Source organism: Streptomyces sp. TAA486 (genome assembly GCF_000426165.1).
Window position 1 is genome coordinate 1 of record NZ_AUEV01000027.1, and the last position, 4,482, is coordinate 4,482.

The 4,482-nt window shown below is 69.4% G+C and carries 3 protein-coding genes; 1 reads left to right on the forward strand and 2 read right to left on the reverse strand.

The features are described 5' to 3' along the window. The coding region (locus tag I004_RS0127715; RefSeq protein ID WP_028438153.1) for a Helicase associated domain protein at positions 1-2,197 on the forward strand (2,197 nt) is incomplete at its 5' end. 45 nt (positions 2,198-2,242) lie between these two features. On the opposite strand, the gene tpg is transcribed toward I004_RS0127715, so the two are convergent. Both tpg and tap read right to left on the reverse strand, forming a co-directional pair. Next, entirely contained in the window at positions 2,243-2,797 is a 555-nt protein-coding gene (gene tpg / locus I004_RS0127720) for a telomere-protecting terminal protein Tpg (protein WP_028438154.1), read from the reverse strand. 3 nt (positions 2,798-2,800) lie between these two features. After that, on the reverse strand, positions 2,801-4,482 hold a 1,682-nt coding region (gene tap / locus I004_RS0127725), incomplete at its 5' end, for a telomere-associated protein Tap (RefSeq protein WP_037978162.1).

Sequence of the window (4,482 nt, forward strand, 5' to 3'; positions counted from 1 at the left end):
ACTGGTGCTTGTGCCGACGCTGGACCTGCTCACCCAGACCATCCGCGCCTGGCGGGAGGCAGGACACGCAGGGCCGGCGGTCGCCGTGTGCTCGCGCCAGGAGGACTCGGAGCTGCGGAGTCTGCAGGTACGGGTGACGACGAATCCGGTGCGGTTGGCGCTGTGGCACGGGACGGGGCCGGTGACCCTCTACGCCACCTACGCGTCCCTCGGCGTACTGGCGGAGGCTTTCGAAGGCGCATTCGGGCAGCAGTTGGCGCCGATGGACCTGGTGGTCGTCGATGAAGCCCACCGCACTGCCGGGTCGCTGGGAAAGGCCTGGGCGGACGTTCATCGGCAGGAGGTGATTCCGGCGGCGCGGCGTCTGTACATGACGGCGACGCCGCGGATCTGGCAGGAGCGGGGGGAAGGCGGCGAAGGGGTCCGCGGCCTGCTGCCGGAGGGGATGGCGGCTTCGATGGATGACGAGAAGCTGTTCGGGCCGCTGCTGTACAAGCTGAGTCTTGCCTCGGCGGTTTCCCGGGGTCTGCTCGCCCGGTACCAGATCATCGTGATGGAGCTGACCGACCCGGTCGTCACGCCGGAGCGGCTGATGAGCCAGGAGCGGCGTGGGGAGGAGATCCGTGGGCAGCGGCTTGGGGCTTTGCAGGCTGGGCTGCTGCGCACGATGGCCGAGCACGGCTTGCAGACGTGTATCACGTTTCATCACCGCACCATCGAGGCCCAGGCCTGTGCGGAGGGGCTGGGGCGCGTGGCGGCGAAGCTCCACGCGGGCGTTCCGGAGGTGTACCCGGATCGGATCTGGGCGGACTGGCTGTGTGGCGAGCACTCTTCGCAGCGGCGGTGGGAGGTGCTGGGTGGCTTCGCGGGCACTGGGCGGCGGGCGGTGTTGTCCAACTGCCGTGTCCTGGGTGAGGGGGTGGATATCCGGGCGGTGGACTGCGTGGCGCTGCTGGATTCCAAGGGGTCGCCGCACGAGATCGTGCAGGCTATTGGGCGGGCGCTGCGGCAGAGGCCTGGGCAGGGCAAGCTCGCTTCGCTGATCGTGCCGGTTTTTCTCCCGGGGGGTGAGCGGCCGGAGGACATGTTCACGTCGGGGTCGTACTGGCCTTTGGTGAAGGTGCTTCAGGGGCTTCGGGCGCATGATGAGGAGGCGGTGGAATTGCTGGCGGTTCCTCAGGAGCCGCAGAGGAGCTTTGTTCAGTCGTCTGCGGATATCGGCGTGGCGCCGGCGGAAGGTGCGGAGGAGTCCCGGCTGCTGTTGCGTTTCGCCGCTCCGAGGGATCCGGTGATGGTTGCTCGGTGGGTGTCTTTCAATGTCATCGATACCGAGCGGCAGGACTGGGCGCGCGGTTGGAGTGCTCTGCAGCGGTTCGTGGAGCGGGAGGGGCAGGCTCTGGTTCCGTACGACCATCGTGAGGGCGCGTATCCGCTGGGGCAGTGGGTCGCTGAGCAGCGGCGGGCGTTTCAGGCCGGGCAGATGGGCGGGCAGCGGGCGCAGCGGTTGGAAGATTTGGGCATGGTCTGGGATGCGGCCGATGCCGGGTTCGAGGTCAACCTTGCGGCGGCTCGGGCGTATTACGAGCAGCATTGGACGTTGTGCGCGCCGCGGACGGCCACGGCGTTGGGCCGGCCCGTCGGGCAGTGGTTGTCCAACCTCCGTCGGCCGGGGGTCCTCGACGGGCATCCGCGGCGTGCGGCCGCTCTTGCCGCGGTCGATGAGGACTGGAATCCGGAGTGGCCGGCCGTGTGGCAGCGGCATTGCGCCGGGCTGCGCGAGCTGCTGCGTGGCGAGGAGGCTGGTCAGGGGGAGGTTCTTCCGGGGGTGACCGTGCATGGCATGGATATCGGCAGGTGGCTGGCGAGGCAACGTCAACCCGCCACGTGGCGTGGTCTGTTGGAGGGGCAGCGCGAGCGCCTTGAGCGGCTCGGTGTCTCGCCGTTGGCTGCGTCGGAGCAGACCGGCGGGGAGGTTCGTGCGGGGCGCTCCGGCGCGTTCGAGCGGGGCCTTGCGGCTCTGCGGCAGTACCGGGTCCGTACCGGTTCTTTGACGGTCTCTCGGAGTCACGTGGAGGTGCTCCCGGATGGCGGGGAGGTGCGGCTGGGGGTGTGGCTGTCCAATACCAGGGCCCGGCGCGCGGCGCTCGGTGAGGAGCAGCTGGCTCGGCTTGCTGAGCTCGGTCTCAACTGGCCCTAGGTGGGCGTGGTTTGAGGAAAGTGGGCGTGGCCGGGTGGGTGGGGTTCAGTAGGAGACGTCGAAGTATTCGATGTGGTTGAGGGCGACTTCGAGGTCTTGGGCGCGGCGGCCGCCGTCTTTGAAGTAGGTCTCCTGGAGGCCTTCGGCGACGATGTCGCGCATCTGCTGGTCGGTGGCGCCTTGGTTGCGGGCGTCGAAGAGGCGGCGTGCGTACTGGGGGGGGAGGTGGACGGTCAGGCGGCGGAAGCGGCCGTCGTCGGTGGTGCCGATGGGTGCGGTGTAGCCGAACTGGGCGCGGGTTTCGATGGTGATGCCGGTGCTGGTGGCGGCTTGTTTTTGCTGGCGCCTGCGGACTTGGGGTTGCCAGCGGGTGCGTACGGCGGTGTCGATGCGGGTTGCGATGTGTGGGGGTGGGTTGCGGCGGGCGCCGCGGCGGTAGCGGTTGACGGAGTCGGCGGTGATGCCGAGCTCGGCCGCGACGGCTCGTGCGGTCTTCAGCTGTTTGAGCAGGTAGCTGATCTTGCCCTTGAGGGTTTTGGGGGGCTGCCGTGTGAAGTGTTCGCTGCCGGCGCGGTCGAGGGCCTCGTCGATGTCTCCCACGTCCTACTCCCCCTCGTCGAATGTTGCGTCGTGGCCGTCGCCCTTGATGTGCCGGGCCGGGTTGAAGCCTTGTTCCATCAGGTCGACCGCCCAGGCCATCTGCTGCACGCCTTCGATCTTGCACAGTCCGGGGGTTGGGCCGATGCGGAAGGTGCCGGGCAGTGGCTTGCCGCTGGTGCTGTAGGGCAGGAAGTCCAGCGGTGAGCTGCCTGGGGAGGGGTAGACGACGCAGTCGGAGAGTACGGCGAGTGGGTACAGGCCGGTGGCTTGTGCGGTCTTGAGCATCTTGCGGTGCATGTTCACCCGGGCTTTGGCGATGACGGCGGCCCGGATGTCGGGGCGCCAGGTGGGGCGTTCCAGTGCCGGCCAGCGTTCGCCGTCGCGGTAGTGGCGGCCTTGGGGGCGTTCGCGGAGTTTCCCGATGCCGCCTTTGACGGTGGCTTTGACCGCGGCGAGGACTGCGGCAAGGCCCGGATCGGCGTCTTTGTGCTGCTGCATGGCTTGGAGGAACTGGTGTTCGTCCAGGTCCTTGGTGACGCCGAGGTCGGCAAGGGTGTCGAGGTAGGCGGTTTTGAGGCGCTCGTGCCACGGGTCGAGGTAGGCGCCGCTTTCCCGCCGCAGATACGCCTCGAGGGGCTGGATGTTGTGGCCGAGTTCCTGGGCGTAGGCGAGGGTGCGGGTCTCGTACCAGGCGGGTTCGGTGGGGCGTTGCCCGGTGGGTGTGAAGGGTGAGGGGAGGCGGGGGTCGTGGTCGATGTGGGAGAGGTCGGCCAGCCAGCTGCCGGGGATCTTCTTGTCGAATGCTGGGTGTTGCACGTGTTCGGGGGGGCCCAGTCCGACGACGAGGCGGGCGGCGGCGGCGAGGAAGGCGGTGTTCACATCCAGTCCGACGGCGAAGGGCAGCAGGCACTCCTCGTCGGTGAGGAGGCCGGGGTCGCGGACCCATTGGTAGGCCTCTTCGTCCAGGGCGCTGGCGTCCCTCTCGTGTGCGGCGGGGTGTTCGCGGGGTGCTTCGGGTGGTGCGGGGTCGACGGGGTGGGTGCCCAAGGATCCGGGGTTGTGGCCGGGTACCCAGGTGCCGGTTTCGTCTTGTACGGCGCGGGTGGGTGGGCGCAGCGCGGTCATGAGTTCCAGGCCGCACACGGCGGCCGAGCCGCGGGGGGTGAGGACGCGGGTGGCGTAGGTGCCCAGGACGCGGGCGAGTTCGGGCGGCGGTAGCTGGTCGGTGCCGGGCCAGCTGCGGGCATCGAGTGCGCCCCAGGGCAGGACGGCGAGTTGCACGCACTGGCGGCGGTTGCCGTGGGCGGGGCGGTAGATGCGGGGCCAGGGGCCGAATCCGCGGCGGGTGAGCTGCCAGTTGGCGCGGGTGATCTGCTGGACGATGGGGTGGTCCTCTTCCAGGCGCAGGGCGCGGCGCTGGGTGAATCCCTCCAGGCGCTCCGGCAGTCCGAAGCGGGATACGGCAGGCGCGGTGAGGACGATCAGCGGGTCGGCGTCGCGGCCGTTTCGGTGCAGCCGCGGGGCGCCCAGGTGGGACTCGGCCAGGGTCCACTCCACCAGCTCCGGGAGGGTGGTGGCCGGGCAGTCCAGCACGAGGCCGTCGATGCCGTAGGCGGTCCCGTCACCGTCCAGCACCGCCAACGGCCCGGACTGGTACGGGGATACGCCCAGATTGGGGATGGGGG